The sequence below is a fragment of the Streptomyces pseudoechinosporeus genome (assembly GCF_054783935.1).
This window is the reverse complement of the sequence record NZ_BAAGPS010000084.1, coordinates 23,475-45,938: the sequence shown is the minus strand read 5'-3', so window position 1 is coordinate 45,938 and position 22,464 is coordinate 23,475. Positions and strand designations below refer to the sequence as shown.

At 67.9% G+C, this 22,464-nt stretch carries 28 protein-coding genes and 2 pseudogenes; 24 read left to right on the top strand and 6 right to left on the bottom strand.

The genetic code is table 11. The features are described 5' to 3' along the window. Positions 1 to 506 precede the first annotated feature (506 nt). From ACYVO6_RS45360 to ACYVO6_RS45350, 3 genes are all read right to left on the bottom strand, one after another. The gene (locus ACYVO6_RS45360; protein ID WP_461072173.1) at positions 507 to 1,418 is read right to left on the bottom strand and encodes a M56 family metallopeptidase; all 912 of its coding nucleotides are present in this window, start codon (positions 1,416 to 1,418) and stop codon (positions 507 to 509) included. A gap of 17 nt (positions 1,419 to 1,435) precedes the next feature. Continuing rightward, positions 1,436 to 1,789 (bottom strand): BlaI/MecI/CopY family transcriptional regulator, encoded by a 354-nt coding sequence (locus tag ACYVO6_RS45355; protein ID WP_461072163.1) that lies wholly within the window; start codon positions 1,787 to 1,789, stop codon positions 1,436 to 1,438. Positions 1,790 to 2,410: 621 nt separating this feature from the next. Next, entirely contained in the window at positions 2,411 to 2,602 is a 192-nt protein-coding gene (locus tag ACYVO6_RS45350) for a copper resistance protein CopC (RefSeq protein WP_461072171.1), read from the bottom strand. Between the two features lie 466 nt (positions 2,603 to 3,068). Between ACYVO6_RS45350 and ACYVO6_RS45345 the strand changes: the two are divergent. The 4 genes and pseudogenes from ACYVO6_RS45345 to ACYVO6_RS45330 form a co-directional block, all read left to right on the top strand. Next, positions 3,069 to 3,710 (top strand): annotated as a pseudogene (locus ACYVO6_RS45345) (cation diffusion facilitator family transporter); the annotation flags it as partial. A 74-nt stretch (positions 3,711 to 3,784) separates the two neighbouring features. Beyond that, positions 3,785 to 4,120: an ArsR/SmtB family transcription factor gene (locus tag ACYVO6_RS45340; RefSeq protein WP_461072161.1), complete on the top strand. Its 336-nt coding sequence runs from the start codon at positions 3,785 to 3,787 to the stop codon at positions 4,118 to 4,120. Continuing rightward, positions 4,120 to 4,857 carry a cation transporter gene (locus ACYVO6_RS45335; protein ID WP_461072159.1) on the top strand — a complete coding sequence of 246 codons (738 nt, stop codon included), beginning with the start codon at positions 4,120 to 4,122 and terminating at the stop codon, positions 4,855 to 4,857. Before ACYVO6_RS45340 ends, ACYVO6_RS45335 begins: the two co-directional genes overlap by 1 nt. 354 nt (positions 4,858 to 5,211) lie before the next feature. Continuing rightward, positions 5,212 to 5,490: a methyltransferase family protein gene (locus tag ACYVO6_RS45330; protein WP_461072169.1), complete on the top strand. Its 279-nt coding sequence runs from the start codon at positions 5,212 to 5,214 to the stop codon at positions 5,488 to 5,490. Positions 5,491 to 5,670: 180 nt separating this feature from the next. Here the strand turns inward: ACYVO6_RS45330 and ACYVO6_RS45325 are convergent, their stop codons facing one another. Next, entirely contained in the window at positions 5,671 to 5,913 is a 243-nt protein-coding gene (locus ACYVO6_RS45325) for an ArsR/SmtB family transcription factor (protein ID WP_461072157.1), read from the bottom strand. A gap of 589 nt (positions 5,914 to 6,502) precedes the next feature. Here ACYVO6_RS45325 and ACYVO6_RS45320 point away from each other — a divergent pair. Further along, positions 6,503 to 7,201, top strand: a complete 699-nt coding sequence (locus ACYVO6_RS45320) for a hypothetical protein (protein WP_461072155.1) — start codon at positions 6,503 to 6,505, stop codon at positions 7,199 to 7,201. Positions 7,202 to 8,017: 816 nt separating this feature from the next. Here the strand turns inward: ACYVO6_RS45320 and ACYVO6_RS45315 are convergent. Beyond that, a pseudogene (locus ACYVO6_RS45315) lies at positions 8,018 to 8,774 on the bottom strand (GntR family transcriptional regulator). A gap of 78 nt (positions 8,775 to 8,852) precedes the next feature. Between ACYVO6_RS45315 and ACYVO6_RS45310 the strand changes: the two are divergent. The 9 genes from ACYVO6_RS45310 (at position 8,853) to ACYVO6_RS45270 (ending at position 15,267) form a co-directional block, all read left to right on the top strand. Continuing rightward, complete coding sequence (locus ACYVO6_RS45310; protein WP_461072167.1) at positions 8,853 to 9,131, top strand: hypothetical protein; 279 nt, start codon at positions 8,853 to 8,855, stop codon at positions 9,129 to 9,131. A gap of 116 nt (positions 9,132 to 9,247) precedes the next feature. Further along, positions 9,248 to 9,448 carry a hypothetical protein gene (locus ACYVO6_RS45305; RefSeq protein WP_461072153.1) on the top strand — a complete coding sequence of 67 codons (201 nt, stop codon included), beginning with the start codon at positions 9,248 to 9,250 and terminating at the stop codon, positions 9,446 to 9,448. A gap of 199 nt (positions 9,449 to 9,647) precedes the next feature. Further along, positions 9,648 to 9,872 carry a hypothetical protein gene (locus tag ACYVO6_RS45300; RefSeq protein WP_033329011.1) on the top strand — a complete coding sequence of 75 codons (225 nt, stop codon included), beginning with the start codon at positions 9,648 to 9,650 and terminating at the stop codon, positions 9,870 to 9,872. Beyond that, positions 9,872 to 10,612 (top strand): GntR family transcriptional regulator, encoded by a 741-nt coding sequence (locus ACYVO6_RS45295; RefSeq protein ID WP_461072151.1) that lies wholly within the window; start codon positions 9,872 to 9,874, stop codon positions 10,610 to 10,612. The genes ACYVO6_RS45300 and ACYVO6_RS45295 overlap by 1 nt, the downstream gene beginning before the upstream one ends. Beyond that, entirely contained in the window at positions 10,609 to 10,911 is a 303-nt protein-coding gene (locus ACYVO6_RS45290; protein WP_461072149.1) for a hypothetical protein, read from the top strand. The genes ACYVO6_RS45295 and ACYVO6_RS45290 overlap by 4 nt, the downstream gene beginning before the upstream one ends. 505 nt (positions 10,912 to 11,416) lie before the next feature. Further along, a complete protein-coding gene (locus ACYVO6_RS45285; protein ID WP_461072147.1) occupies positions 11,417 to 12,055 on the top strand; it encodes a response regulator in 639 nt (212 codons plus the stop codon). A 607-nt stretch (positions 12,056 to 12,662) separates the two neighbouring features. Continuing rightward, positions 12,663 to 13,556 carry a hypothetical protein gene (locus ACYVO6_RS45280; RefSeq protein WP_461072145.1) on the top strand — a complete coding sequence of 298 codons (894 nt, stop codon included), beginning with the start codon at positions 12,663 to 12,665 and terminating at the stop codon, positions 13,554 to 13,556. Between the two features lie 478 nt (positions 13,557 to 14,034). Next, entirely contained in the window at positions 14,035 to 14,349 is a 315-nt protein-coding gene (locus tag ACYVO6_RS45275) for a hypothetical protein (RefSeq protein ID WP_461072143.1), read from the top strand. 345 nt (positions 14,350 to 14,694) lie between these two features. Further along, the gene (locus tag ACYVO6_RS45270; protein WP_461072141.1) at positions 14,695 to 15,267 is read left to right on the top strand and encodes a hypothetical protein; all 573 of its coding nucleotides are present in this window, start codon (positions 14,695 to 14,697) and stop codon (positions 15,265 to 15,267) included. A 487-nt stretch (positions 15,268 to 15,754) separates the two neighbouring features. On the opposite strand, the gene ACYVO6_RS45265 is transcribed toward ACYVO6_RS45270, so the two are convergent. Then, the gene (locus tag ACYVO6_RS45265; protein ID WP_461072139.1) at positions 15,755 to 16,222 is read right to left on the bottom strand and encodes an NUDIX hydrolase; all 468 of its coding nucleotides are present in this window, start codon (positions 16,220 to 16,222) and stop codon (positions 15,755 to 15,757) included. Between the two features lie 18 nt (positions 16,223 to 16,240). Here ACYVO6_RS45265 and ACYVO6_RS45260 point away from each other — a divergent pair, with 18 nt between their 5' ends. The 10 genes from ACYVO6_RS45260 (at position 16,241) to repSA (ending at position 22,457) form a co-directional block, all read left to right on the top strand. After that, positions 16,241 to 17,020, top strand: a complete 780-nt coding sequence (locus ACYVO6_RS45260; RefSeq protein ID WP_461072137.1) for a GntR family transcriptional regulator — start codon at positions 16,241 to 16,243, stop codon at positions 17,018 to 17,020. A 139-nt stretch (positions 17,021 to 17,159) separates the two neighbouring features. Beyond that, on the top strand, positions 17,160 to 17,513 hold the full coding sequence (locus ACYVO6_RS45255; RefSeq protein WP_461072135.1) for an SCO3933 family regulatory protein: 354 nt from the start codon (positions 17,160 to 17,162) through the stop codon (positions 17,511 to 17,513). A 2-nt stretch (positions 17,514 to 17,515) separates the two neighbouring features. Next, complete coding sequence (locus tag ACYVO6_RS45250) at positions 17,516 to 18,871, top strand: FtsK/SpoIIIE domain-containing protein (protein ID WP_461072133.1); 1,356 nt, start codon at positions 17,516 to 17,518, stop codon at positions 18,869 to 18,871. A gap of 85 nt (positions 18,872 to 18,956) precedes the next feature. After that, the gene (locus ACYVO6_RS45245; RefSeq protein WP_461072131.1) at positions 18,957 to 19,442 is read left to right on the top strand and encodes a hypothetical protein; all 486 of its coding nucleotides are present in this window, start codon (positions 18,957 to 18,959) and stop codon (positions 19,440 to 19,442) included. A gap of 5 nt (positions 19,443 to 19,447) precedes the next feature. Then, complete coding sequence (locus ACYVO6_RS45240) at positions 19,448 to 20,119, top strand: DUF2637 domain-containing protein (RefSeq protein WP_461072129.1); 672 nt, start codon at positions 19,448 to 19,450, stop codon at positions 20,117 to 20,119. 22 nt (positions 20,120 to 20,141) lie between these two features. After that, positions 20,142 to 20,333 (top strand): mobile element transfer protein, encoded by a 192-nt coding sequence (locus tag ACYVO6_RS45235; RefSeq protein ID WP_461072127.1) that lies wholly within the window; start codon positions 20,142 to 20,144, stop codon positions 20,331 to 20,333. A 10-nt stretch (positions 20,334 to 20,343) separates the two neighbouring features. Further along, entirely contained in the window at positions 20,344 to 20,499 is a 156-nt protein-coding gene (locus ACYVO6_RS45230) for a hypothetical protein (RefSeq protein ID WP_095751310.1), read from the top strand. 24 nt (positions 20,500 to 20,523) lie between these two features. Then, positions 20,524 to 20,817, top strand: coding sequence for a SpdD-like protein (locus tag ACYVO6_RS45225; RefSeq protein WP_461072125.1), 294 nt, complete (start codon positions 20,524 to 20,526; stop codon positions 20,815 to 20,817). Positions 20,818 to 20,908: 91 nt separating this feature from the next. Further along, on the top strand, positions 20,909 to 21,094 hold the full coding sequence (locus ACYVO6_RS45220) for a hypothetical protein (protein ID WP_461072123.1): 186 nt from the start codon (positions 20,909 to 20,911) through the stop codon (positions 21,092 to 21,094). Next, complete coding sequence (repSA, locus tag ACYVO6_RS45215) at positions 21,087 to 22,457, top strand: replication initiator protein RepSA (RefSeq protein ID WP_461072121.1); 1,371 nt, start codon at positions 21,087 to 21,089, stop codon at positions 22,455 to 22,457. Before ACYVO6_RS45220 ends, repSA begins: the two co-directional genes overlap by 8 nt. Positions 22,458 to 22,464: the final 7 nt, after the last annotated feature.

Genomic DNA, 22,464 nt, shown 5'->3' with positions numbered 1-22,464 from the left:
CCGCGGTGTCCTCCGCCGGCGAGGCTGCGGGGCGCCGGGCCGCTCTGGCCGCCGCGGAGCAGCGGCTCGCCGGCCTGCGGATGCACGGCCGCGTCGTCGCCGAGTACCGGCGGAGGATGGCGGCACTGGCTCGGGGTGAGCGAGTTCCCCGGAGCAGCAACCGGTCGGCATGAACGCCGCCCGGCGGCGCTTCCCGGCTGTGTCGGCTGCACTCCCCTATGGACGCAGTGAATCCAGCCGTCGGGCCCGACGGTCACGCGGCCGTCATCAGCAGCATCGCGGACATGGTTCTGTGCGTCTGTGGATCGAGCGACGGGCTCTGGTCGGGCCCGACACGAGCCGGCCTCGGCACCGCCCCCATGGACCCGGCGCTGGGGCGCGGCCCCAGGCCCGCGCCCCAGCATCTCCGGCATCATCAAGCGGGTTAGAACTTAGTAACTTAGTATTACGCATCGCAAGTGAGTCAGTGTCACAGCGGCCTCAGGAGGACCCCGTCAGCTGGGGCCTCAGCCGAGACCGGGCGGACAGGCGACCAGCAAAGGCAGCAGCGGCACCGCCACGACCACGGCGGCCACGGAACCCCACAGGGCGGGGTGCGCAGCCTCGCGCGGGCCGAGGATCCGCTGCAGACGGATCAGGACGGTCTGGCCGGCCGCCGCCAGCGCGCCCTTCGGGGTGCGGGCCGCGGCCATCTCGTACATCGCCGTGGCCAGCGCCTCGTGGGAGTGGCTGCGCAGCGCGCGGTCGTCCGCGACCATTTCCAGCAGGAGTGCCGTCTGCTCCCGGGCGTGGCGGGCCAGCGGCAGCCACCGGAACACCGAATGGAATGCCTCCATGGCGGCCAGGAACAAGTGGTGGCGGCCCGCGATGTGGGCCTGCTCGTGCTCCAGTACGGCGGCGAGCTGCTCGGGGGACAGCTCGCGCACGGCCGCGTCGCTGATCACGATCCGGGGATTGCGGCCGGGCAGGCAGTAGGCGGCGGGAGTGTCGTACGGCAGGACGGTGGCGCTGAGCCGGGCCGAGTGGCGGCCCACCAAATCCACCGCTTTCCGGTGCCGTGTCCGCACCCGACGGGCTCGTACGACATGGAAGGCGAAGCTTGCGCCCAGGGCCATCCCGATCGCGGCGGGGACGCCGACGGCAAGCCGCTCCGCCATGCCCGGGTCGGGCTCGGCCGTTCCCACGTCCACGCCGCAGGCGTGGAGCAGGCCCACCAGGTCGGTGTGCAGGTGCTCGGCCGGCATGGCCAGGTTGTACGCGGTGAGTGTGGCCCCGATCGAGAACGAGATGGCCAGGGTGTGCCACACCGCGGCCGCCAGCGCGGGGGCCCGGTGCTGCCAGCTCCCGCGCAGCATGAGGCGCGGGGCGACGAACCCCACCGCTGCCGTGTAGCCGATCAGGGCCGGGGCCGCGTTCACGGATTGGCCCGGGCCTGTCATCCTACGTTCCGCAGGGCCTTGCGCAGGGCGGCCACCTCGTCCTCCGACATGTTCTCCACGAAGTGGACGAGCGCGGCCGGGCGGTCCTTGCTCTCGCCCAAGCCGTCCTCCATGAGCGCGGCGGCGTACGCCTCACGGCTGCGAACCGGCGTGTACAGCCAGGCGCGACCCTGCTTGCCGCGCAGCAGCCAGCCCTTGTTGTACAGGATGTTGGTGACGGTCATCACCGTGGTGTACGCGATGGGGCGGGTCTTGTTGATGTCGTCGACGACCTCGCGCACCGTCGCCGGACGGTTCCACGTCCAGAGGCGATCCATGATCTCCGCTTCGAGATCCCCCAGCCGTCGCATTGCCCGACTCCTTTTCGCCATCCAGTACGCAAGGCCATAGTAGGTGGCCGCTCGGCCGGGCTTTCGGTGCGAGGGGGAAACGTCACGCCCGCCCTCTGCGTTGGTAACCCGCCCCGTCGGCCCGCCTCTCGCAATCGGGCATCGCCGAGCGCGGTGGTGGACACGGGGTACTTCTCCTGGGGCTGACAGCAACTGCAGGTTCCCCTTGGTGGGGTACTGGCGGCCGGTACGCTGACCTATTTAACTAAGCAACTTAGTATGCCTCGGAATGTGGAATGCGTGTCGATCAGCCAAGGAAGCGGCTCGGCGGCGAGTCGGAACGACATCGCCGCCATCGGGCAGCGGCGGAGAACAGAAGCTGCCGTGTCCATGGCTCAGGTGGTCGGCCCGGCCCCGGCGCACGCGCCGTGTCGGCGGCGAGGCCCCGAGGCCGTCCTGGCCGGTGAGCGACCTCTCGTACGACTTCAGCCGCCCCGATGCTCCGCTCCGTGGAAAAGATGGCAGTGGCCTGCCCGTACTGTGCTGAGCCACTGCCTGCGTCGAACCGTCGTCCCGATAGGGCGGCAGCCGCTTCGAAGCGGCAGTGACGGAGCTTACGGAATCGCCACGAAAGTCTTCCTGTCATCGCCGGGCATACGGCTCCCTGTGCGAGCTGCCCGGGATACGCGCCAGCCACACAAGAGGAGAGACGGGATGGCCGTCGGCGGAGACCACCCGATACCCCACCGTGAAGCGGCCGGCCGGCGAGCCGGTGTCGAGGGGAAGGGTGAACGGACTGGACCCACGGCGCGGGGGCGCCCGGCCCTCGTGCATCCGCACCAGCAGCGCCGACATCAGCGGCGAGGTGCTCTTGGGGACCGCGGTCCGCGGACCGGTGCCGTGGCGACTGCTCAGCAGCGGCCAGACGAACACCAGCAGACGTCGTACGGCCGCCAGCAGCGGCCTGCTCTGCCACAGCAGCCGTTCCGTGATGCCCGGCAGGCGCGCGGCGAGCAGCAGGGTCACCAGGTGCCCGGCCAGCAGCACGCCGGGCGGCGGCCCGGCGACCGCATGGTGTTCGACCAGCCAGGACCTCCCGCCAGGGGAGCCGTCTTGTCCGGTCACCGCCGCGCAGGCCCCGGGCAGCGAGTACGCCGCGTGGTAGGCCGGCTGCGCGCCCGCGAGGACGCCCAGTAGTTGGGTGTCCGTCAGCCGTTGCCGCGTCAGGACGGCCGCGCCCGGCCCGGCCACCGCGGCCATCCCGGCCACGATGATCCAGCGGGGAGTGTGGCCCTGTGCCATCGCCCCGCCGGAGGTGGAAGGCGGGCTGGTGTTCGGCACGGCCCTGGCCGGGATCGTGGTGAACATCGCGGCCGCCTGGTGCATCTCCAAGGCCAACCGGACCTCGCTCAACGTCGAGGGTGCCTACCAGCACATCCTCAACGACCTCTTCGCCTTCATCGGCACCGCGGTCGCCGGTCTGATCGTGCTGCTCACCGGGTTCGCCCGCGCCGATGCCATCGCCACCCTCGTGGTGGTCGCGCTGATGGTGAAGGCCGGGTGGGGGCTGTTGCGCGAGTCCGTCCGGATCTTCCTGGAAGCCGCCCCCGCGGACGTGGACCCGGACGCGCTGGGTGACAAGCTCGTCGCACAGCCGGCCGTCTTCGAGGTGCACGACCTGCATGTCTGGCAGATCACCTCCGGTCAGTTGGCCCTGTCCGCCCGCGTGCTGGTCGAACCCGGCGGCGACTGCCACGCCCTCCGCTGCGACCTGGAGGAACTCCTCCAGCACGACTACGGCATCACCCACACCACGCTCCAGCTCGACCACACCCCGGAGAGGGTGCTGCAGGTGGCCCGGCCCGGTGCGTCGACCGGCGACGCGGCGCACTGCGAGGACCCACACGGCCCGGTCCACCGAGGAGAGCCGCACCGGCACTGACGGTCGGCTTCTCCGTCACCACCCCCGAATAATTCAAGGTTTCCTGAATTCAGGAAGTCGTGTACTTTCGAAGGGTGCTGACCGTCGCCTCCGACATCGACGCGCTGGCCCGCTTCGGCCGCGCGCTCGCCGACCCGATCCGCTGCCGCATCCTGCTCGCCCTGCGGGAGGCCCCCGCCCACCCGGCCGATCTGGCCGACACGCTGGAGATCTCCCGCACCCGGCTGTCCAACCACCTCGCCTGCCTGCGCGACTGCGGCATCGTCGTCGCCGTCCCCGAAGGCCGGCGTGTGCGCTACGAGCTGGCCGACGCCCGCCTCGGGCACGCCCTGGACGACCTGCGCGGCGCGGTCCTCGCCGTCGAGGCCGACCGCACCTGCCCGGACGCCGACGAGGAGGGCTGCTGCTGATGACCGCGCCGACGTCCGTGAACCTCGCACCGGCCCCCGACCGCCGGGCCACGCTCACCCGGCGGATACGGCTCCTGGTCGCCGCCACGATCACCTACAACGTCATCGAGGCGACCGTCGCGATCACCGCGGGCACCGCCGCCTCCTCCACCGCGCTGATCGGCTTCGGCCTGGACTCGGTCATCGAGGTCTCCTCCGCCGCGGCCGTCGCCTGGCAGTTCTCCGCCGCCGACCACGCCGCACGCGAGGCCCGGGAGAAGACCGCGCTGCGCATCATCGCCCTCTCGTTCTTCGCGCTCGCCGCGTACGTCGCGGTGGACTCCGTCCGCGCTCTGACCGGCACCGGACAGGCGCAGCACTCCACCCCCGGGATCATGCTGGCCGCCCTCTCCCTCGCGGTCATGCCGTTCCTGTCGGCCGCCCAGCGCAGCGCCGGGCGGGAGCTGGGCTCCGCCTCGGCCGTCGCCGACTCCAAGCAGACGCTCCTGTGCACCTACCTCTCGGCCGTTCTGCTGGCCGGGCTGCTGGCCAACTCCCTCCTGGGCTGGACGTGGGCCGATCCGATCGCCGCCCTGGTGATCGCCGCCGTCGCGGTCAAGGAAGGCCGTCAGGCATGGCGGGGCGACAACTGCTGCGCGGTGCCGATCGGCGCCATCTCCGAAGCCGGGCAGGACAGTTGCGGCTGCGGCCCGGGCTGCTCGGGCTGCGCGCCGCATAAGGAGGCGGACCTCCGATGACCGGCTGAGCCTGGGCGGCACTCGCGCTGTACGGGATCTGGCTGCTGTCCGCGTTCGGCGTGCGTGCGGTGCTCCAGCGCCGCCGCACCGGAGATACGGGCTTCCGAGGACTGTCCGGCACGCCCGGCTCGGCCTCCTGGTGGGCGGGCATCCTGTTCGCGCTGGCGCTGCTCGGCGTGATCGCCGCGCCCACCGCCACACTGGCGGGCCTGGCGGTCCTCATTACGCATGCTCCGGCCGTTTACGGAACCGGCACCGGCATGGCCGTGACCGGATTCCTGGGCACGCTGGCGGCGCAGCGGGCGATGGGCGCCTCCTGGCGCGTGGGATGTAGACCAGAACGAGCGCACCGCTCTGGTCACCGGCGGCGTCTTCGCATACGTACGGAACCCGATCTTCACCGCGATGGTGGTGACCGCCGCCGGCCTCGTGCTGATGGTGCCGAACATCGTCGCGCTCATCTCTCTCGCCGCCCTGGTTGTCGCCATCGAGCTGCAGGTACGCGCCGTCGAAGAGCCCTACCTCCGGGCGACTCACGGCAGTGCCTACCTCGAGTACGGGGCCACGGCGGGCCGCTTCGTCCCCGGGCTCGGACGGTTGAGGACCGGGGCGCGGAGTACGGGCGGCAGGTGACGCCGAGCCCGACGACCGCGTGCCGCGGCAGCGCCCGGTCCGGTGGGGGCTCCGGCGGTCCTACGAGGCTCGGACCCCAGCTGGGCTGACCCGCACTCACACGCGCGAGCGCCACGCCGACGGCCGCCCGGCTTCCTGACGGGCGGCCGTCGGCGTGGCGCCGTGTCGCGGGTGCGGTGCCTACTCCTGCGCGTGTCGGATGGCGTCCAGCACGATGCGCGCCACATGGTCGTCGGTCAGGCTGTACCGCGTCTCGCGGGCCTCGCGCCGGGCCGTCACGATCCGGGAGGTACGCAGCACCCGCAGGTGCTGGGAGACCAGCGGCTGGCTCACTCCAGGAGCGGTCACCAGTTCGTGGACGTACTTCCCGCCGCCGGACAGTTCGCGCACTATGCCGACGCGCACCCGCGCCGGTTGTGCCATGCCGGGGCAAAACGGTGACGACCCACCAAACCGTGTGTGTTTCGCGTCACTGTCTGGCGCATTTCGGCAGGTCAATAGCGGTTTTCGCGAAGCAGTCGCGTGAAGGTCCCTAGTTCGAATTGCGGCTCGATTCCGAGGCCGAGCACGATCATCGAGCACCCATTGAAGAACGCCTGACCAGCACAAGTGCGTCAACAGAAGGCAGTGAGCGCAGCGTTCGGGACGCCGAGTGGCTCGGAAAGAGCAACGGTTAAAAGATCGTGTGCTTTTTGGCATGAACGCAAAAACCCTGAACTGCATTCCCGCAGGTCAGGGCCTTGATCCGGAGTGCCCCCGGCAGGATTCGAACCTGCGCACACGGCTCCGGAGGGCGCTTCGGTCCCAGACGTGTGCGCAGGTCACGGGCTTCTCGCCGGTTGGTTAGCGATCACTCGTCCACGGATAGTCCACAAGTCGTTGTCTGATCCGTAGCTCTATGGATCGGCCGTCGGTGGTCATGCCCGCTGTGTTACGTATCTACGAGGACTCCGAGCGGGCCGATCGCGCTGAACCACTGCGTAACCCCCCGTTCTCCTGCTTCAATCCAGCCATGCAGATGATCGCTGCGGACCCCTTCTGGGCGTCCGGTACGTTCTGGGGAGCGGCGGGCGTCATTACCACGGTACTGGTCGGGATTGGCGCAATCTGGGCAACTCTCCGGTCTGCACACCCGAAGCGCCGTATTGCGTACGAGTTCGAGGCGACTGCGCTCGGCTCGCGCAATCACACCCTGGGCAGCACTCTTGAACTACGCCTCAACAGAATGGTTCTCTCGAACCCGCACATTGTTCGTGTGGCTATCAAGAACACCGGAAGACGAGACGTCCCTAGCAGCGCCTTCGACAATGCAACGCCCATCCGCGTCCGCTTGGAGACACCGATCCTCGAAGTACTCAACGCCGAATCAGTCCCCCGCGAGGCACAGATCCCTACTTACGAAATTGCGGAACACGAATTCCATATCAAGCCCAGTCGGATCGGCAAGGACGTGGTTGTCACCTATACATTGCTCGTCGACGACAATCCACGGCCCTCTCTCACATCTTCTCTCGTAGACGTGAGAGTCACAGAGGGAATCGCAATCGGATTGGAAGGCAGAGTCGACAGGTGGGCGGACCGCATTGACGACTGGATGGACAAACCTCTTTCTTGGCTCATAATGATCATACTCGCACTCTTGATCATCTTTGGAACAAGTTACTTCCTCGACGACACTGGGTTGATTCAGATCCAGCTCGACATCGGTTAGGGCTACTCCGGTGGGGTGCCGTCCACCGGTTGAGGACGGTGCCGCGCAGTACACAGGCTTTGAGCTCTGGCCTCATCCTTCTCAGGTCGATCATGGGTAGCAGTGGACGTGTGTCAACACGCTTGCAGCCAGGGTTGATCGTCCGCTGAGAATCGGCGCTGACCGTTGCTGTTCGCACCTGTTGGTGTCAACCGTTGATGTCAGCAGCCGCATGCGGTCTTGACAAGAGCTGCCCCGCCGTCATACAGGACGAGCACTCATCAGTCGCCGTTCTCTACAGGTGGTTGCGAAGGGCTGGCCGGGTCTGGACGGGTCTGCACTTTGGCCACTCGCCTTCGCTCGAAGTAGATCAAGGTCACTTGCCCCACTTGCGGCACGCCCACGTACATCCATGCTTCAGACCGGCTCCGTCCCCGGCCCGTCAGGTCTATGACGTCACCCGAAAACGAGGCAGCGTACTGCCTCTCGTTGATCGTCTCCGTGGGTCGTCCAAGTAAGCGCTTGACTTGCCTTCGGGTCATGCCCACCTCTACCTCAGCCATGACCGGACTGTACTCAGCAGCGGTGGGGACCGGTCCCGAGCGAGTGCGCCACGGGACCACGCGGTCGGCGGAGCGGCTTTGGGCGGGAGCTGCCATGGGGCGAGTGATCATGGCCCCGTAAGCTTCCGGCGTGTCGGGCAGTCTGTGGACCTGCCTGTTAAAGCACGACGTTGGGGCCATGATCTTCGAGGCTCGCGTCAACGTGGCTGCGTAAAGCCGTGGAGCCGACCGCCCCAGCCGCAGAGGGTGTCTCTCACTTCATCCCCGCAGCTCGCTAGCGACTGATCGGGATCTCGTAGACGATCTCGCAGTGAGCGGCGGGCACCACGATGTCCGCCGTCTCCACGGGCCGCCCTTGGTCGCTGTAGTACGTCCGGCGGATGTGTGTGACCAGGGCGGCCTTCTGGATGCCGAGAAGTGACGCCTCCTCGGCGGTCGCTTGCCGTGGCTCGGGCTGCTCCACGGCGTGGCTGACGGTGATGCCGATCTCGGCCATGCGGTTCACGACGCCCGCTCCAGCGTGTGGCCCTCCCTCGGGGAGGACGATGAGGGTGCCGGCGGTGAGGTCGTACGGCTCCCAACTCGTCGACAACTGCACCGGCCTGCTGTCGGCGAGGAACTCGTACGCGGTACGAACGCATAGGTCACCCTCGGCGATACCGAGGCGCGCCGCGATCTCCGTCGGCGCCGGTACCTTGGCGTCGGTCCGACTCTCCCAGTCCCCCTGCCTGCCCACAGCCTTCATGTCCGCGCGGAACGGGGACCCGTCGGGGCTGCTCGCGCGCCGATGAACGGACAACTCGCACCCGCTGTCGGGGCTCGGCGACATATGTACCGGAACCGGCGCGGCCCTCCAGCACGCCCTGGGAGATCAGCAGCTCCTGTGCCCGGCGCACCACGTTCTCGCCCACGCTGCACTCCTGGCCGATCTGGGCACGGGAGGGAAGACGGTCCCCCGGCTCCCATACGTGCTCCGCGATCCGCCGCCGGAGTTCGTCGGCGATGCGGAGATAGGGCGGCTGCTCAGGCATATGGAAAATCTAGTCCACTAGCTCTAATCTAGTTAACTAGCTTTACTCAAAGTGATCGCCGGTGACGGAGGCTGCCCTGTGCCCGCTTCGGGAGTTAGCGCGGCGGCCATCGCCGCCCGGTTATCGGCCGTCGGGCTCCCCACGCGCGTGGAGGAGCACGCCCGATACACGTCGGTCGAAGCGGAGGTGCCGGAATCACTCTCCGCCGAGTCATGGCGGGAGGCCCTGGAAGCGGTGGCCGAGGCCGATCAATTCGGGCTTCTCGCCACCAGCTTGAACGGCCGCACCCTCTGGGCGGTCGTACGCAAAGCGGTCCCCACGACGGGCGATGTCGGGGGACCGAGCCATCAGCGATAAGGAGCTGAGCAGCGTTGCTCAACCGTATCCGCCGTGCCGTCTCGCTCACCAGGGAGCGGCACCGCCCCAAGGGCAGGCACCGCCGCCCCTTAACATCCTCCCGGCGGACAGCCGCCTTGGCACACCCTGCGCTCACCGACAGGTCTACGACCGCCCAGGGACGGCACCCGGACCGCGCGGCCTCGCTCGCGGGTGAGGACATCGCGCTCGTCCGTCCGTACATGCTGGCCTGGGAGAAGCGCGTACGGCAGCGCTCGATGGTGGTAGCTCGCCATCTGTCGGCTGAAGCCTGGTCCGCCCTCGCGGGGGTCCGCTGATGCCTCCTCGCCAACAGCCTCGCATCACGCACGCTGAGGCTGCTTCCTACCGATCGTCCTCATGCCGGATCGGCACGCACCACGCCTGCGCGGAGTCCTCCCCGGCCGCGGCGCCGATCGACCTTCCGGTGATCTACGAGGCATGCGACTGCCCCTGCCACTCGGCATTCGACCAGTCCACGCTTGCGGGGGTGAAGCGGTGAGGGAACGGGCACCCAGCGGCGCGCTGGTATCCACCGTTGAGATCACCTCGACCACCGTGCAGTGCGGCGACGTCATACAGGTCGGCGGCCGGGCGTGCCGGGTGAGCAACCTCTTCCAGTTGCCCCACGGGGCCAAGCAACTCCTGTTCGAGTCGGGTGAGTTGCTGACCATGCACACGCGGACCCGGCTCGTCGCCGTGCGGATGCTGAGAAGGCGGTGATGGAGTCCGTGCCTTCTCGCCGTCACAGCATTGCCGATGACCTCCGGCACCAGATCACGACCGGCCGGATCAAGGCCGGCGAACGCCTTCCCTCTGAGACTCAGCTAGCAGGTCAATACAGGGTCAGCACGCCGACACTGCGGAATGCTCTCGCAGTGCTTCAGGGGGAAGGCCTTGTCGAGAAGATCCACGGCAAGGGGAACTTCGTTCGTCGTCCCCTCCGCAAGATCACATACGTCGGCGGATGGGGCACGTTGGACCCGTGGACCGCTGCTGACGCGGCTCTGCGCGTCACTGTCCGCACCACCGCGATCCGGGCGTGCGGGCATCTGACAGCCCTGTTGAGGGTGCCGAACGGTACGCCACTGACCGAGTTCCTCTGCATCAGCCACGAGGGAGAGTCGCCGCACAGCCTGGCCCGCCTCTACGTCCCGCGTGACCTGACGCCGACCTCAGTGCTCGGCGACGGAACCTCCAGCGAGGGGACAGCCACGAGGTTCGCCATGCTGAGCCCCCCGCCGGCCGAGTTCCGGGAGACGGTATGCGCCCGCCTCCCGACGCCGGACGAAGTCTCGACCCTTCGGATCAGCTCCGCCGTGGCGGTTCTCGCGATCACACGTGTCGCCGCCGACAGCGCTGGGCGGGTCGTTGAGGCCGCGCTTCTGGTGTTCCCGGGGGACCGCGTCGACGCGGTCTTCACCACCCACCACGTGATCGAGGAGAGGCAGACACAAGGATGACAGCCCGAAACGAGCTAAGGCTTCTCCCGTGGTCGGGGCCGGAGGGCAAGCCCTGCTATCTCAGCACCGATGACCGCGAAGGCTACATGTCCCGCCTGGCGGACGACATGGAAGCGGTCCAACTCGGGATGGCGACCGAACTGCTGGAGCAAGCACTAGAAGTACTCGGCGACGAGGATGCGGAGCTGGGGGAGCTGCGCCCTCTGGCGACGAAGCTGACCGAAGCCTTGCGGGACGTGCTCCGTGTCGCGACCAGCCGCGGGCACCTCTTGGCGGTGAGCGAACCTGACCGCTTCTGAAGGGTAATCAGAAGCCGCGACTGGTAGCGCTGACCTTCGCTTCGCGGTAGCGCACTCATGAGGAGAGAAGCCCCGGTCAGGGACCGGGGCTTCTCTCCCAGTCAAGCCAAGCCGGTCCGGATCGACGGCAGTGCCCTCAGCTTGGGATGCACCAACGACACTTCTCTGGGACGCACGCTTTCCAAGTCTGTTGGTGGCCTCAGAGTCTTCGAAAGGGGTCGTTCACCTGCGTTCATGGGAGGTCGGACGTGGGAGCACCCTTCGGGCTTCGGCCTCGTCTGGACCACCGTGAACGGCGCTGAATGAGACGGTTCGGCGTGTCACCAACCGCCTTACTCGGCGCGGCTCTTCTTTTCTGGAGCTTGCCAGGAACTGTCTGAGCAGCCCGGGACAGGTCACCTGCGGTGTCTCCTGCCATCGTTGTACGACCTCGCATGGTGCAGAGGATCTGGCTGATGTACTCGTTTGCTCTGCAGCGCTCGCAGCCAGGGCCGATCATGGCCACATGCCGGAAGCGATATGGATCAAGTTGATTGGCACGTTGCCCAGCCTCTTCTGGGCGACCTTCGCCGCCATCGTCTACCTGTCGTTGCGAGGGACGATCATTCATAGCCTGGTTCCTCGGGTTACCGCACTGCGGGCCCTCGGGGTTGAGGTCGAGATGGCAGGTCAACTGCTCGACCAAGTTGCCGAGGACAGCGATACCCCAGTGACGCCAACCAGGAGGCGTGGAGTCCTGAGCAGACTGGAGCATGCAGCCGACACACTGAGGGGCGGCAGGATTCTCTGGATTGACGATCACCCTGAGCACAACGGTGCCTTGATCAGCCTCTTCCGGTCTATGGATATGGTCGTAGACACGGCTCGTTCAACCGACGAAGGATTGGTCGCGCTGCGGCACGGCTCGTATGACGTCATCCTGAGTGACATAGATCGTGATGGAGATCCTCAGGCGGGGATCAGAATGCTGCGTGAGTTAGAGGACAGAAACGTCGATCTCCCCGTCGTGGTGCACTCACACAACTTCAATCCTGAATTGGGTGTTGACCGCCGCATCTTTGCCGCAACGAACAACCCGGTTGAAATCGTGCACTACCTAATCGATCTGATGGAGCGAATCAGGTTCGAGGCACCGGAGGTCTGAGGTCGGCGGAACGGCGTCGGGCGGGAGTTTCGATGATTGTTGGTGGCGGGGCAGGGGTGAAGACCCGGTTGTCGCGAAGGGAATCGTCCCTGACGGCCGCCGACGTGGCCGGGAGAGCGGCCAACTTGGGTGCTTTGGTGGGACATCAGCTTGGGAAGCTAAGGGCATCTGGGGCCTGGTTCGGGGCTGACCTGCGGCGGAGCGGTGTCGGCGCCTGGTGGGCCGTCGAGCGGTTCCCCGGTGTTCCCCGTGGTTCCCCGCACGATCTGGCACGGGTCTGGCACGATCTCTCGTCGCGCGGTGAGCAAGCTGCCCAGGGCCGCTGACGGCCGCTAGCAGTCACGGTGGGTGCTGTATTTCGCTACCGTGCTGCAGTTGGGAGCCGCTGGCACTGGGTGTGGCCCTGCCGCTGGTGGTTCAACCGGGGGTCAGTTGTTGGTCTCTTGGCGCCTCCGTTGGCGGCTTGCGTGTCGGAGTTAGTTAGTGCACAGCGACACCTTCCATGGAGTGATGCAAGTCACATGGGAGGATTCGGATTTATTGCCGATGCGGCCCTCTCCAGGGACCAAGAAGGGAAGGAAAAACTGGGAGTGCAAGGAGAACGCCTGTGTCCCGCATCGATGACCCGCAGTCGCTTGTGACCGCCGGAGTCCAGAGCCCAGCCCCGGAAGGGACCCCGCCCGACCAGCGGGTGTTCGGACTGCCGTGGAGCGATCGCTACGTGTTGACGCTCGGCGCTGATGGCAGCGCCTGGGTGGACTGCACATCCAAGCCCGGCAGGCCTGATGGAACACACGTCATTGCCGCCCCGGGCGGTGCCCGTGCGATCCGGGCGACCGCGACGTCGTTGCACGCTGCTATGCAAACCGCCACATACCGCGCCTTGGCAGCGCGGGACTGGGCGTTGGGGCACGCGTGCGATCGTTGCGATGACTCCAAAACGTTCGTCAGCAAGTACCTGGTACTGCCCTGCGGGCCCCAGTGGGATCAGGCCGTCCGGACCGCGCTGATCGGGGACTGGACCACCCCACTGGAGCATGGCGGTCGCATCGGCCCTGAAGTTGTGGGCACCATCAAGTCCGACGCAAAGACCATCCACCGGCAACTCGTTCCGGTCTGGCGGCGGCGGGTGCGAGGCTCCCGGGTGATGCTCCTCGAAACCCCGCTCGGCGACAACCTGACGCTGCGCGACCTCGTCGCTGGCGAACTGCGGATGGACGATCTCGTCTTCGAGGCCGCATTCGACGACAAGCGCGTCAACGCAGTCCTCGCTGGCCTTGACCCGACCGAGCGCAGAGTCGCGATGGCCTGGGCTCATCCATCCATTGCCAACTGGACCGAAGCAGCGCGTTTCGCGGGTGCCGCGAGTCCGGAGACATATGGCGAGCGTGTACGGCGCAAGCTCAAGCGCCTTGGCGCTCAATACACCACGCGCGCCCGTGCCGTCACCGTTTCCCGGGATAGCGCGCTCGGACCTACCAATCGAAACGGGAAAGTTTGATCGGTCCGAATGGAAATCTATGGTTGGGCTGCGACGATTGTTGCGTTCGTCGGCGCCCTTGCCTGGATCCTTGTCACGGCGCTGAAGAAGGTACCCGCCACCTGCCGTGAGGCGAAGAAGGCAGTACGCGCTGTGCGTGAGCTGCGCGACGAGATCCGAGGCCCTCAGAGCCCACTGGTCACAGGACCTCAGTCCGGCGACGAATGATGTTGCTGACATCCGCGAGGATCCCCGACGGGGCACTGCCGTGTTTGTGCCCCGTCACCCCGATCTAATGGCCCGTCCTGCAGATCGGTGGTGAGCACACGAGAAACGAGCACCGCTTTGGGAGTTCGATCACTCCTCGGCGCCATCGGGGAGCCACCGGGCCACGCTGGCCATGCCAGACCGCCTGGGAGTGCTGACGTCCGGCGCCGTTGATGTCACTCGTGGATGTCAGAACGGGGCAACCGCGTGCGCTCGCTGGCACGATGGTCCAGTGGTTGACCTGGAGCGCATCAAAGCAGAGACCGTGGCGTACTTCCGAGCACTCGATGAAGCCGCCACCCAGCGGCACCACTTCCGCCACGCTGACGAGGAGGGCGGCCTGTGGTACATCGAGGCCGTACCTGACCGCGGTGAGTTGGTCGTCATCAAACAAGCCGAGCTGGCTTCGGCCGGCCAACTCCACCGGTACAGCTGGGAGCACCTGGAGGACGAGCACGGCTTCCTGACAGACCAAGCGATCGATCCTGAAGAGGATCCGCTGGAGGCCGTCCCGGCCGAAGAGTTCCTGCGGGCGTGGACTCGGTGAGCGGGCTGAGCGGGCTGGACAACCACTTTATGAGCGAGGTGAGTTGATCGTAGGCGTGACCTGCGGTTTGCCTGGACTGCTCTGGGCCTGGCGGAACTCCCCCGGTGAGCCCCAGTTCCCCGTGAGTCCCCGTCCGTTCTGGCATGTGAGTGGCACGGCCGGGACCGTCGACGAGTGGATCACTTCACCGTGGGGCGTCTTGCCTCCGGCACACAAGTCCGGTGAGGCCTCCAAGGAGAACAGACGCTCTAACCGCGGACTTCTAGGTACCCTGAGGCGCTCAGTCAGCTTGGACTAGGGGGGCCAGTGGGGGCGTCGGATTGGATTGCCGCATATGCGGCGATTGTGGCAACTATTGCCTTCGCATGGCAGGCGCTTACCTATTGGGACGCAAAGCGCCCCAAGCTGATTGTTACTGCGGAACATGCGTTTGATGCTCTGAGTGAATCAGCCGATCGTGCCCTTAGTGCGAGGGTGCTCGGGGAGCAGTTTAACCATGAAGATCTGTCGTGGTTTATTCGCACCCGGATCGTGAATGTAGGACGATCCAAGGTTTACCTTAATGATATTGATGTAGTTCAAGGGGTGGGGGGTAGTCGGCGGAGGTGGAACGCTTCTGAGGGGGCGCAGTTGCCCCGGTGGTTGGAGCCCGGTGAGTCGCTGGACATGAATCTCAGTCACGAAGACCTGGCGGGAGTATCAGTGGGGGACCCACTGACGATTTCATTCAAAACGCCAGTCGGCCACTCTTCTTCTGCACAAGTGAATCTTGACGGAAGCGAGGGGAGTGTCATGCTGACGCCCGGGCGCTATGAGGAGCTGGCCAATGCTATGCGAAGGGCCGGTAACAGTGTTCCTGAGCCCGATTCGATTTCATTCATCCGGGTGGATAGGAATGATGAAAGCGCACCTTCCTGAATGGTCGAGTGAAATGATCCAGTGAAGGGTGGCGTTCTGCGACTGCTCATCAGCCACCACTCTCCCCAGCTTCCATCCCGTCCGCCTTCGACCCACGCACCGTGGAGCGGGCGTGGTTCATGGCGTCCAGGTGGAGCGCGCCACTGTACGAACGACCTGGACGCCATGGGCCGCGTCTGCTCGGCTTTGCCTGGGTCGATGGTGGACGGGATGGAAGCCCTCCCCGCTCGCCACGATGGGCCCGCAGTCGCGTACGGCGCCCCCTCCATCCCAGAGTCAGAGCGCCCCCGCCGGAGGCATTGCCTTGTCCCTGGGCCGTTGCGTCGGGTGATCGCCGATTGGCCTCGGCCCTGTCCATGTGTGGGCGGGCGTCGGCGCAGCAGGGGGCGGAGCGGGCCGAAGGCAGGAGCGGCGCCCCAGGCGGAGCCGGGAAGCCCGCCCGGCGGAGCGAAGCGCAGCCGGGTGCCTTGATGAAGTAGGGAAAGTTCTACCGCGCTGAGATCAGGTGCTTGCCGTCGTGGCTCCGCACGTGTGGGCCGTTGTGGTCCAAGGCGTCCAGGAGCCGGATCGCGTAGACCTCGGCCATGCGCTCGCTGACCTCTTCGCGCGTGAGCCAGTCGACGGCGGTTGATTCGCTGGACGTGCGCTCGTGGCCGCCTGAAGGCTTGCAGCGGAAGACCAGGGCGACGATGCCCCTGGTGGTGTTTTTGTAGACGCCGGTGAGTTCATCCACCTCGACGTGGATGCCCGTCTCCTCCAGGACCTCGCGGGCAACGCCGGTCTCGGGTGCCTCGTCGAGTTCGAGTACGCCGCCAGGCAGTTCCCAAGTGCCGTTATCGGCGCGTCGGATCGCCAGGAGGCGCCCGTCCTCGCGCACCACCACCCCGGCCACGGACACCGAGTGCAGCGGTGGTGTTGAGGTTGCTTCCCGTGATGTACTCATGTACAGGAGCATAGGAGGAAGAGAAGGACTATGGGAACCGCGGTAGGAGGCGAGCGGTCCGTACCTCGGTACGTGCAGATCGCTGACGAGATCGTGCAGCAGATCCGGGCGGGCGTCCTCAAGCCTGGTGAGATGGTGCCGAGTGAGTCGGAACTCGTCGAGCGCTATCAGGTCTCGGGCGGGACGATCCGTAAGGCCATGGTCGAGGTACGCGCGAGCGGGCTCGTCGAGACGCGGCACGGTAAGGGCTCGATCGTGAAGGATCGGCCACCGGTACGGCATCGCTCCTCCGATCGCTTCCGGCGCTCGCACCGCAGGGGCGGCAAGGCCGCTTACCTCGCCGAATCCGCGCAGTCCGGCGCCACCGCCAAGGTGAGCGTCCTCTACATCGGCCCCATGGGCGCACCCAAGGACATCGCCGAGCGGCTGGGGGTCTCCGCCGGCACTCAGGTGCTGGCGCGGCGGCGCCTCTACTTCCGCAACGGCACGCCCGTGGAGACGGCGACGTCGTACCTGCCGTGGGACGTGGTGAAGGACATCCCCGAGCTGTTCGCCGAGAACCCCGGCGGCGGTGGCATCTACGCCCGACTCGAAGACCACGGGCACGAGTTCGCCGAGTACGTCGAGACGCTGCAAGCACGCCCGGCCTCCAAGGCGGAGGCATCGGAACTAGCGCTGAGCCCCGGCTCGCCAGTGGTTCACCTGATCCGAGATGCCGTGACGACAGAAGGCCGTGTGGTGGAGGTCTGCGACACCCTCATGGCCGCTGACCAGTTCGTTTTCGAGTACCGGATCCCCGCAGCCGACTGACGCGCGCTCAACTCCCCTCAGCCCGTCGCGAGTTCTTCTTCGCGGCGGGTTGACTCATGTATAGGAGTCAGGCACTCTTCTTCATGTCACTCATATACATGAGTGACGGAGTCCAGCCTCTATAAAGGAGTGATCTGCTGTGCGTCAGATTCCCGTCGACACCACCAGCGCGACCGTGATGGTCGCCAAGGCTCCGCAGCCGAAGGTCAAGGACCGCCGGACCGGCGAGATCGCCACCGACAAGGACGGCGTGACCCTGATGACCGTGGAGGTCATGTTCTCCACGCCGGAGGAGGTGGAGATCCTCAAGCTCACCGTTCCGCAGCCCGGCGTCTCCGAGGACCTGATCATGGGGACCCCGGTCGCCCTGACGGGCCTGGTCGCCTCGGCGTGGGAGAACGAGTTCAACGGGCAGAAGCGCCACGGGATCGCGTTCCGCGCGGTCGCCGTGACCTCGCTGGCCGCCGGTGCCTCGAAGCCCAAGGCGGCCTGACCATGACCGGGTTCACGGTCGCGCTGCTGCTGGTCGTCGCCTCCGCAGTGATCCTGCGGTGGCGGCGCCCCGCCTGGTACTGGCTGACCTTCGGCGTCACCATCTCCGCCGTTCGGGTCCTGGTCCGCTACGCCTCCGTGATGGACGCCTGCGGGCTGACCGTTCCGCCCTCGCGCTGGCGCCTGGCTCTGGCCCGGATGACCAACCGGCCCGCGCCGGACTCCCGTGTGCCGCGCATCCTGCGGCTGCGGCCCACCCGGACCGGCCTGGTCTTACGGATCAAGCTCCGGCCCGGACAGGACGCGTTCGACGTCTCGGCCGCAACGGACCGGCTGCGCCACTCCTTTGGGATGTACGGCGTGACCTCCCGTGAACTGCGGTCCGGTGTCGTCGAGTTGCGGATGACCGGCTACGACGTCCTCAAGCGGGTGCAGATGCCCGCCAAGACCAACCAGGCGCCCATGCGGGTCCCGGTCGCGCTCCGTGAAGACGGCTCGGTGCACTACCGCGACTACCGCAGCGTCCCCCACGGGCTCACGCTGGGGGCTACCGAGTCGGGCAAGTCCGTCTACCAGCGCAACCTGGTGGCGGGTCTGGCTCCGCACGACGTGGCCCTGGTCGGCATCGACTGCAAGCAGGGCGTCGAACTCTTCCCGCTGGCCCGCCGGTTCTCCGCGCTGGCCGACAACCCGGACACCGCGCTCGAACTCCTCGAAGCGCTCGTGACCCATATGGAGGACGTCTACCAGCTCATCCGCGCTCAGCAGCGGATCAGCGTCGCCGTGCCGGACGCGGAGATCGCCGCCGACATCTGGGACCTGCCCGCCGACCTGCGCCCGGTCCCGGTCGTGGTCCTGGTCGACGAGGTCGCCGAACTGGCCCTGTTCGCCACCAAGGACGAGGAGAAGCGCCGGGACCGCATCATCACTGCCCTGGTCCGCCTCGCCCAGCTCGGCCGCGCCGCCGGCATCTATCTGGAGATCTGCGGGCAGCGTTTTGGCTCCGAACTGGGCAAGGGCATCACGATGCTCCGCGCCCAGCTCACCGGCCGCACCGCGCACCGCGTCAACGACGAGCCCTCGGCGAACATGGCCTTCGGCGACATCGCCCCGGACGCCGTCCTCGCCGCCATCCAGATCCCCACCGACACCCCCGGCATCGCCATCACCGGCGACTCGACCGGCGGCTGGGCCCGCATCCGCGCCCCGCACACCTCGCTGCGCCAGGCCGTGAACCTCTGCAACAAGCACGCGGACCGCACCCCGGACCTGCCCGCCCTGGCGGCCTTCCGGCCCGCGGTTGCCCCGCTGCCCTCGGCCCGCGTGCCGCTGTCCAAACCAGCCCCGGCCACCGCCTGACCTCCCCCTGCTTCCCCGGTCGGTGCGACCGCCTTCGCGCCACGTCCCTACCCCCTCCATGCCTTATGACAGGAAGGAGCGCCCGATGTTCTGCGAGCACTGCGGCGACGTCGACGGCGACGAGACCGGCATCGACCACGACGAACGTGACTGCCCCTGGTACGACACCGACGACGGCGGCGCCGTGACCATCGACGCTGCCGAGCTGGCCGACATCCTCCAGAGGGTGGCCGACGGCTCCCCGGCCATGCGGGCCGCGATCGGCCTCCTCATCGACCACGGCCTGTGGATCAAGCGGCTGGCCGAACGGCCCGGCCTGCTGCTGATCGACTACTCCGGGCCCGCCCCGGAGCCGTACGGCATCGACTGGCTCAAGGTCGTCGAGGCGCTGGCCGCACAGGATCTGCCCGCCTCCAGCGGGGAACTGCGCATCCTGGCCATCGCCGCATCGCTAGCCGACACCGCCGCCCGCATCCCGCTCGGCGACGCGGTCAGCGGCCTGGACGCGACCAACCTCGACCGGGTCCTGACCGCCATCGCCCAGGCCAACGGCCGCCCCCTGGCGAGGTGACCATCATGGCCGCGCGACTGCGTATCGATGCCGTCCTGGTCCAGGCCGTCATCGCCGGGGCGCTGTCCTTCGCCCACCTGCACGACCTGGCCGCCGCTGCCGGACAGGACGGCTGGAAGGCCTGGGCCTACCCCGTCTCGGTCGACCTGCTGCTGGTCGCCGCCTGGCGACGGCTGCGTTCCGATGGCCCGTCCCGGCTGGCCTGGTCCTGGTTCCTGATCGCCCTGGTCGCCTCGCTCGGCGCCAACGTCGCCACCGCCGGACTCCTCGACCTGGGCGACGTACCGGCCTGGCTGCGCATCCTGGTCGCCGCCTGGCCCGCGATCGCCTTCATGGGCGGCACCCTCCTCGCCCACTCGCCTGGAGACCGGGTGCCGGATCCGCCGGCACCCGCAGCCCCCACCCCAGAACCCGAACCGGCTGCCGAACAGGCGGAGTTGGACGCCTCCCCGGCGCCTGAGGTCGAGGAAGCTCCCGCGCTTCCCGCGCCTGAGCCCGTCCCGTCTCCGCCCACGGTTTCGGCTCCGCCGGTCCCGACCGCGCTGGTCGACCACGCCCGCAAGGTCGCCGACGACCACCACGCCCGCACCGGGACCCGCATCGACACCGACACCCTGCGCGCCCGGCTCGGCGTCCCGTCCCACCTCGCCGACGCCATCGCCGCCCAACTCACCTAACCCGAAGGGAGATCCACCGTCATTGCCTGCCCGCGACCACTTCCACTCCGTGATGCGGATCGGACCGGTGCAGATCGGCACCCACCGCGACCGCAACGGCCAGACCAAACACGCCGCCGTGTGCACCGCCGACCGCTGCGGCTGGTCCGCCGACTACTCCAGCCCCTCCGCCGCCCAGCTCGCCGCCCGCACCCACCGCTGCAAGGTCCGCTGAGGAGACCCCCATGGACGTCCCGCTCTGGCTCGCCCTGCTCGTCGTCGGCTACCTCGGCGTCAAGCTCATCCGCCCGCCCTGGTGGCTCATCGCCGTGCTGCTGCTCGGCGGCTACCTCCTCGCAGACAGCGTGTTCGCCCCGCTCATCGACTCCACCGTCAAGTAACCCGCCACAGAAGGGAGTTCCACCATGCTTCGCCCCAAGGTCCCCACCAACCCGATGCCGACCGGCATCGTCACCCCGCCCGCCGTCGTCCAGCACACCCCGCCACCCGCGCCCGTCGCCCCGGCACCCACCCGACCCACCATCCAGCTCACCCCCGGCGCCGTGGTCGCCGTCGTCGGTGGCGGCACGGCCGTGGTCCTGGTCGTCGGCGCCGTCCTCGTCTCCATGCTCCTGGCGGTCGCCATCACCGGCGCCTCGCTCGCCATCTGCGCGCTGGTCATCCGCTCACTCGTCAACACCGACGCCCACCGTCGCTGACCGGCCCCCGGGCGGCCTCGATACCGCCAAGCATCCGCCGCCCGGGAGCCGTGCCCCTGTCCGAACCACAGATCCGGAAGGAACCCCCAGCATGACCGACCGCACCACACCGCCGCGCCGTATCTGCCCCCACTGCGACGGCTTCGCCTCCGCCGCCATCACCTCCGGCGGCCGCGACCGGCACGGCCACCTGCGCACCGTCACCGCCGACTGTCCGGCCTGCAAGGGCACCGGATTCGCCCGCACCGCCCGTATCCGGGAGGGCGCCCGTGCCTGACACGCTGCTCGACCCGACCACCCTCGGCGACCTGCTGAGGGTGGCTTCGGCCTCCGACTACGACCGCTGGCACGAGCAGATCCGCCGCACCGGCGGCTGCGCCGACCCGATCCACCTCACCGGCTGGACCCTCACCAGGGACAAGACGACCGGCGAGACCCTGCACCACTACTCCACCGAGAACGAGCCGGGCGGACGGCTCCGTGTCGCGTGCGGTAACCGCCGCGCCTCGCGCTGCCCGTCCTGCGCCTGGACGTACGCGGGCGACACCTACCACCTCATCCGCGCAGGGCTCGCCGGAGACGACCGCCGGGACATCCCCGCCACCGTCCGCGATCACCCGCGCGTCTTTGCCACCCTCACCGCCCCGTCCTTCGGCCCGGTCCATAACCGGCCCGACCGTGGCACCTGCCGCTGCGGCACCCGCCACGCCGCCGACGATCCCATGCTCGGCACGGCGCTCGATGCGGCCACGTACGACTACGCGGGCGCCGTCCTGTTCAACAACCATGCCGGGCAGCTGTGGCAGCGCTTCACCAACCGGCTCCGCCGCGAGATCGCCGCCCGCGCACACCTGACCCAGCGGGAACTGAAGGAATGCGCCCGGCTGTCGTACGGCAAGGTCGCCGAGTTCCAAAAGCGCGGCGCCCTGCACTTCCACGCCGTGATCCGCATCGACGGCCCCGAGGGACCCGACACCCCGCCGCCGTCCTGGGCGACGGTCGACCTCCTCGCCGACGCCGTCCGCGCCGCTGCCGCGCACTCGTACACCTCGGTCTCGGTCCCGGCCGCCGATGACCAGCCTGCTCGTACCTTTCGGTGGGGCACCCAGCTCGACGTCCGGCCGGTCAAGGCCTTCGGCGACGGCTCCGACATCACCGAACAGGCCGTTGCCTCATACGTCGCCAAGTACGCCACCAAGGCTGCCGAGAACACCGGCACGCTAGATCGCCGCATCGGTGAACTCGCGGAGCTCGACCGCCACCAGGTCCCCGACCACACCCGCCGCCTCATCAAGGCCTGCAAGGAACTCGACCCCCTGTATCCGGACCGGCGCCTCTGGGCCTGGGCTCACATGCTCGGTTTCCGCGGCCACTTCTCCTCCAAGTCCCGCCGCTACTCGACCACCCTCGGCGAACTGCGCCAGGCCCGCGCCGACTTCCGCGCCGCGCAGGAGCGCGAAGCCCTCAGCCTGGAGGACCGCGAGCCGGACACCGTCCTGGTCCTCGCCGACTGGCAGTACGCCGGACACGGCCACACCCCCGGCGAATCCGCCCTCGCCGCCACCATCGCCCGCGACCTCCAGCTCAACCGCGAGACCGCCCGCGAAGAACTCGCCGCCCTGGAAGGAGAACCGGCGTGAAAGACGA

Excerpts from the sequence above, each read along its gene's own strand:
- ACYVO6_RS45355 (WP_461072163.1), bottom strand. The coding sequence starts at position 1,789 with ATGCGACGGCTGGGGGATCTCGAAGCGGAGATCATGGATCGCCTCTGG.
- ACYVO6_RS45350 (WP_461072171.1), bottom strand. The coding sequence starts at position 2,602 with ATGCACGAGGGCCGGGCGCCCCCGCGCCGTGGGTCCAGTCCGTTCACC.
- ACYVO6_RS45335 (WP_461072159.1), top strand. The coding sequence starts at position 4,120 with ATGACCGCGCCGACGTCCGTGAACCTCGCACCGGCCCCCGACCGCCGG.
- ACYVO6_RS45325 (WP_461072157.1), bottom strand. The coding sequence starts at position 5,913 with ATGGCACAACCGGCGCGGGTGCGCGTCGGCATAGTGCGCGAACTGTCC.
- ACYVO6_RS45320 (WP_461072155.1), top strand. The coding sequence starts at position 6,503 with ATGCAGATGATCGCTGCGGACCCCTTCTGGGCGTCCGGTACGTTCTGG.
- ACYVO6_RS45295 (WP_461072151.1), top strand. The coding sequence starts at position 9,872 with ATGGAGTCCGTGCCTTCTCGCCGTCACAGCATTGCCGATGACCTCCGG.
- ACYVO6_RS45290 (WP_461072149.1), top strand. The coding sequence starts at position 10,609 with ATGACAGCCCGAAACGAGCTAAGGCTTCTCCCGTGGTCGGGGCCGGAG.
- ACYVO6_RS45285 (WP_461072147.1), top strand. The coding sequence starts at position 11,417 with ATGCCGGAAGCGATATGGATCAAGTTGATTGGCACGTTGCCCAGCCTC.
- ACYVO6_RS45265 (WP_461072139.1), bottom strand. The coding sequence starts at position 16,222 with ATGCTCCTGTACATGAGTACATCACGGGAAGCAACCTCAACACCACCG.
- ACYVO6_RS45260 (WP_461072137.1), top strand. The coding sequence starts at position 16,241 with ATGGGAACCGCGGTAGGAGGCGAGCGGTCCGTACCTCGGTACGTGCAG.
- ACYVO6_RS45250 (WP_461072133.1), top strand. The coding sequence starts at position 17,516 with ATGACCGGGTTCACGGTCGCGCTGCTGCTGGTCGTCGCCTCCGCAGTG.
- ACYVO6_RS45245 (WP_461072131.1), top strand. The coding sequence starts at position 18,957 with ATGTTCTGCGAGCACTGCGGCGACGTCGACGGCGACGAGACCGGCATC.
- ACYVO6_RS45240 (WP_461072129.1), top strand. The coding sequence starts at position 19,448 with ATGGCCGCGCGACTGCGTATCGATGCCGTCCTGGTCCAGGCCGTCATC.
- ACYVO6_RS45230 (WP_095751310.1), top strand. The coding sequence starts at position 20,344 with ATGGACGTCCCGCTCTGGCTCGCCCTGCTCGTCGTCGGCTACCTCGGC.
- ACYVO6_RS45225 (WP_461072125.1), top strand. The coding sequence starts at position 20,524 with ATGCTTCGCCCCAAGGTCCCCACCAACCCGATGCCGACCGGCATCGTC.
- ACYVO6_RS45220 (WP_461072123.1), top strand. The coding sequence starts at position 20,909 with ATGACCGACCGCACCACACCGCCGCGCCGTATCTGCCCCCACTGCGAC.